Origin of the sequence: Rhodoferax sp., assembly GCF_039922535.1 — a bacterium.
Taxonomy (GTDB): Bacteria; Pseudomonadota; Gammaproteobacteria; order Burkholderiales; family Burkholderiaceae_C; genus Rhodoferax_B.
Map to the genome: position 1 here is coordinate 1 of NZ_JBDTEM010000453.1, position 4,304 is coordinate 4,304.

A 4,304-nucleotide genomic window follows, 5' to 3' on the forward strand; every position below is an offset into this window, starting at 1 on the left:
CGTGTACCAGCCGTCAATCTCGGCGTAGTCGGCGGCGCTGGGTTGGTGTTGGAGGGCGGCCACTGCGTCGTCGATCTGGGCTGCAGAATCGGCCCCCACCAGGGTGGAGGTGACACCAGGGCGGTCCACCACCCAGCGCAGCGCCAGTTGCGACGGTGCTATCTCCAGCCGTTGGGCCACCCGGCCCACGGCGTGCGCCACATCCAGGCTGGTCTGGTCGTCGTAAAACGACTGGGTGAAGTTGTCGGTTTTGTTGCGCAGCGAATCGGGCGTGCCAGCCAGTAAACCGCGTGCCAGTGGTGAAAACGGGGTGACCGCAATGCCCTGGTCTTGGCAGTACGGGACCATTTCACGCTCTTCTTCGCGGTAGGCGGCGTTCAACTGGCATTGCATGGTGATGAACCGGGCCCAGCCGTTGCGCTCCGCCACATGGTTCATCTTGGCAAACTGCCAGGCGTACATGGTGGACGCGCCGATGTAGCGCGCCCGGCCCGAGCGCACGATGTCGTTCAGCGCGCACATGGTTTCTTCCACCGGGGTGGCCATGTCAAAGCCGTGCACCATGAAGACGTCTATGTAGTCGGTGCCAATGCGCTTGAGCGATGCGTCGATGGCATCGAACAAATGCTTGCGCGACAGGCCGCCATCGTTCGGGCCACTGCCCATGGCGTAAAACGCCTTGGTCGTCAGCACCAGTTGCTGGCGCGGCAGGCGCTTGACCACCGCCCGGCCCACGACTTCTTCACCCACACCGATGGAATAGAAGTCGGCCATATCGATGAAGTTGATGCCGTGGTCCAGTGCCCGGTGGATGACCGGAGTGGAGGCTGCCTCGTCCAGCACCCAGGGCCGCCAGGCGGGCGTGCCAAAGGTCATGGTGCCCAGGCACAGGCGAGAGACTTTCAGGCCGCTGTGGCCCAGGTTTACGTAGTCCATATCAGCCTGCCTTGGGGGTGTAGAAGGGGTTGCTCACAGCGGTTACAGCGGCGCGCACCGTGGCCAAGGTGGGCTCCTGGCGCATGGCGGCGATGACCGCACCTTTGGCGGCGCGGTAGTTGTTCTCGAACACCATGTCGGCGTTGTCGGCGGACCAGTTGACCCACACGGCGGTGATCACGCACCAGTCGTTTTCTGCTTCGGGCGGTAGCACGCCTTCCAGCAGGCACTCTTGCACGCCCTTGGCAATGCCTGCCTGGGCCGGGCCCCAGGTCATGTTTTCATGGGTGTCGCCGCGCAGGTCGGCCTTGTTGATGAAGGCGGTCATGGGTTTGACTGGCACGCCAGGCTGCAACACCACCATGAAGGGCAGGTGGCCTTTGGTGGGCGACGAGAGTGCGCCCGCCCAGGCGTTGCCCACGGGGCCGGTACGGGGCCCGACCATGGCGTTGACGTGGGCGGCGTTGGGACCGCTGCCGATAAAGCTTTCTCCGATGTACATGGCAAATCTCCTTGTGTTGTTGCGTTGGCTGGGGTGAATAGTGGCGACGGCGCTGCGGCTGCGTTCCCGCGTGGTTTCGTCGGGTGTTTCAGATTGGTCGGCAGTATGCAAGCGGGCTTTTTAGGCGGCAAACCATTCTTTTTGCCCTGCGGCATGACAAAAACTCATGACACACAGGTAAACCCCAGGCCAGGAGTTTTTTGCATGGCGGGCCGTAGAAAAAGTGGTTTGTCGGCAGGTGGCCGGGCGCGTAGTCTCTGCCGCTTCCCGTACCCCAACCCTCATTTTTCGATTGCCACCATGACCTCTTTGCTTGCCTTGACCCGCCCCGATCTGTTCCAGACGCAGAACTTTATTGCCGGTGCGTGGGTGGACAGCACCGCGCACTACCCCGTGGTGAACCCCGCCACCGGTGCGTTGCTGGCCCAGGTGGCCCGCGCCGGTGCCACCGAGACCCAGGCCGCGATCGCCGCCGCCCAGCAGGCCTTGCCCGGTTGGCGGCGTACCCTGGCCAAGGAGCGTGGCACCGTGCTGCGGCGCTGGTCGGCGCTGATGCTGGCGCATTGCGATGATCTAGCCGCGCTGCTGACCGCAGAGCAGGGCAAGCCGCTGGCCGAGGCACGGGGTGAAGTCGCCTACGCGGCATCGTTCCTGGAGTGGTTTGCCGAGGAAGGCCGCCGTGTCTACGGTGAGGTGGTGCCGCCGCACAAGCTGGGCGCGCGGGTGGTGGTAACCAAGGAGCCGGTGGGCGTGGTGGCAGCCATCACGCCGTGGAATTTTCCGCTGGCCATGGTCACCCGCAAGGTGGGTGCGGCACTGGCGGCAGGCTGCAGCATGGTGCTGAAGCCGTCAGAAGAAACCCCGCTGTCGGCCTTTGCGCTGGCGGTGCTGGGGCAGGAGGCGGGCGTGCCTGCGGGCGTGTTCAACGTGGTGTCGGGCGATGCCCCGGCCATTGGCGATGCAGTGATGCAAAGCGACGTGGTGCGCAAGGTGTCGTTCACCGGTTCTACCCGTGTGGGCAAGCTGCTGATGCGCCAGGCGTCGGACACGCTCAAGCGGGTGTCGTTGGAGCTGGGCGGCAACGCACCGTTCATCGTGTTCGACGATGCCGATGTGGACGCCGCGGTGGTCGGGGCCATGGCTTCCAAGTTCCGCAACGCGGGCCAGACCTGCGTGTGCGTGAACCGCTTTTTCATCCAGGACGGCATTTACGACCGCTTCATGGAGCGCTTTGCCGTGGCAGTGCGTGCGTTGAAGGTCGGCGAAGGCACGGCACCGGGCAGCGACATCGGCCCGCTCATCAATACCACTGCACTACAAAAAGTAGAGCGCCATGTGCAGGATGCAATTGCGCTGGGTGCCAATTTGATCGTAGGTGGTGAATCGCACGCATTGGGGGGCACTTTCTACCAGCCCACCCTGCTGACCAACGCGAACGTGCAAATGCAGCTGGCGCAGGAAGAAACCTTTGGCCCGGTGGCCGCCTGCTTCCGCTTCAAGACCGAAGACGAAGTGCTGGCGCTGGCCAATGACACGCCGTTTGGCCTGTCCGCCTATTTCTACAGCCGCGACCTGGCCCGGGTGTGGGACTTTGCCGAGCGCCTGCAAGTCGGCATGGTGGGTGTCAACGAGGGCATGATTTCGACCGAGGTGGCCCCGTTTGGCGGCGTGAAAGAGTCCGGCTTTGGCCGCGAAGGCTCCAGCCACGGCCTGGACGACTACCTCAGCCTGAAATACATGCTGGTAGGCGGCCTGCGCACGGGCGGTTGACCTGCAATGCCAATGCCCCGCCAGTCCGGCAAGTTGCTGGGCTTGTCCATCTCTGTGGTGTACGGTCTGTGGGGCAACTGCTTGTCTGCCAACATATTTTCTTCTACTGCGCCCGTGCGCTGAACCATGAACACATACGACTACATCATCGTGGGCGCCGGGTCTGCCGGTTGCGTGCTGGCCAACCGCTTGAGCGAGGACGGGCGGCACCAGGTACTGCTGCTGGAGGCCGGGGGATCGGACCGCAGTCCCTGGATCCAGGTGCCCATCGGCTATGGCCGTACCTTCAACGACCCCAAACTGAACTGGATGTACCACACAGAGCCCGAGGCCGCTTTGGCCGGGCGGGCCGCCTACTGGCCGCGCGGCAAGGTGTTGGGCGGCTCCAGCTCCATTAATGCCATGGTGTACATCCGTGGCCACCGTGGCGACTTTGACGACTGGGCGGCCGAGGGCAACCCTGGCTGGGGCTGGAGCGATGTGCTGCCGTACTTCAAAAAGTCGGAAGACCATGCCTGGGGTGCGTCTGAGTTCCATGGCGCAGGCGGGCCGCTGCGGGTCAGCGACATCTCGGCCAAGGTGCACCCCCTGTGCGGCACCTTTATCGAAGCCTGCAAAGAGCAGGGTCTGGGGCATACGCAGGACTTCAACGGTGCGCAGATGGATGGCGCAGGCATCTGGCAAATGACCATCCGCGACGGTGTGCGGGCTTCCTGCTCCAGCGCATTCTTGCGGCCGGCTCGCAAACGCGGCAACCTGCAGGTGCAAACCAAGGCCCATGTCACGCGGGTGCTGTTTGAGGGCCGCAGGGCGGTAGGCATCGAGTTTTTGCAAAACGGAACGCTGCACCAGGTAAAAGCGCACCGCGAGGTCATACTGTCCGGCGGGGCCATCAATTCGCCCCAGCTATTGCAGTTGTCGGGCGTGGGCGATGCGGCCCTGCTGCAGGGCCTGGGTTTGCCGCAAGTACTGCATGCACCCGCGGTGGGCCAACACCTGCAAGACCACCTGTGTGTGTCGTACTACTTCAAGTCCAAAGTGCCCACGCTGAATGACCAGCTCTACCCCTGGCACGGCAAGGTTCGTGCGGCCCTGC

At 63.8% G+C, this 4,304-nt stretch carries 4 protein-coding genes; 2 read left to right on the forward strand and 2 right to left on the reverse strand.

Annotated features, from left to right (window positions below):
- A partial coding sequence (locus ABI213_RS21645) for an aldo/keto reductase (protein WP_348028602.1) occupies positions 1–936 on the reverse strand: 936 nt, incomplete at its 3' end.
- A 1-nt stretch (position 937) separates the two neighbouring features.
- The gene (gene fae / locus ABI213_RS21650) at positions 938–1,438 is read right to left on the reverse strand and encodes a formaldehyde-activating enzyme (protein ID WP_348005591.1); all 501 of its coding nucleotides are present in this window, start codon (positions 1,436–1,438) and stop codon (positions 938–940) included.
- 300 nt (positions 1,439–1,738) lie between these two features.
- On the opposite strand from fae, the gene ABI213_RS21655 reads away from it, so the two are divergent.
- Together ABI213_RS21655 and ABI213_RS21660 are read left to right on the forward strand one after the other, a co-directional pair.
- Complete coding sequence (locus ABI213_RS21655; RefSeq protein ID WP_348028604.1) at positions 1,739–3,208, forward strand: NAD-dependent succinate-semialdehyde dehydrogenase; 1,470 nt, start codon at positions 1,739–1,741, stop codon at positions 3,206–3,208.
- Between the two features lie 126 nt (positions 3,209–3,334).
- Positions 3,335–4,304 (forward strand): GMC family oxidoreductase N-terminal domain-containing protein (locus ABI213_RS21660; RefSeq protein WP_348028606.1); only part of this gene is annotated, 970 nt, incomplete at its 3' end.

What these genes read in the sequence shown, in the direction of transcription:
- fae (WP_348005591.1), bottom strand. Translation starts at nt 1,438, where the DNA reads ATGTACATCGGAGAAAGCTTTATCGGCAGCGGTCCCAACGCCGCCCAC.
- ABI213_RS21655 (WP_348028604.1), top strand. Translation starts at nt 1,739, where the DNA reads ATGACCTCTTTGCTTGCCTTGACCCGCCCCGATCTGTTCCAGACGCAG.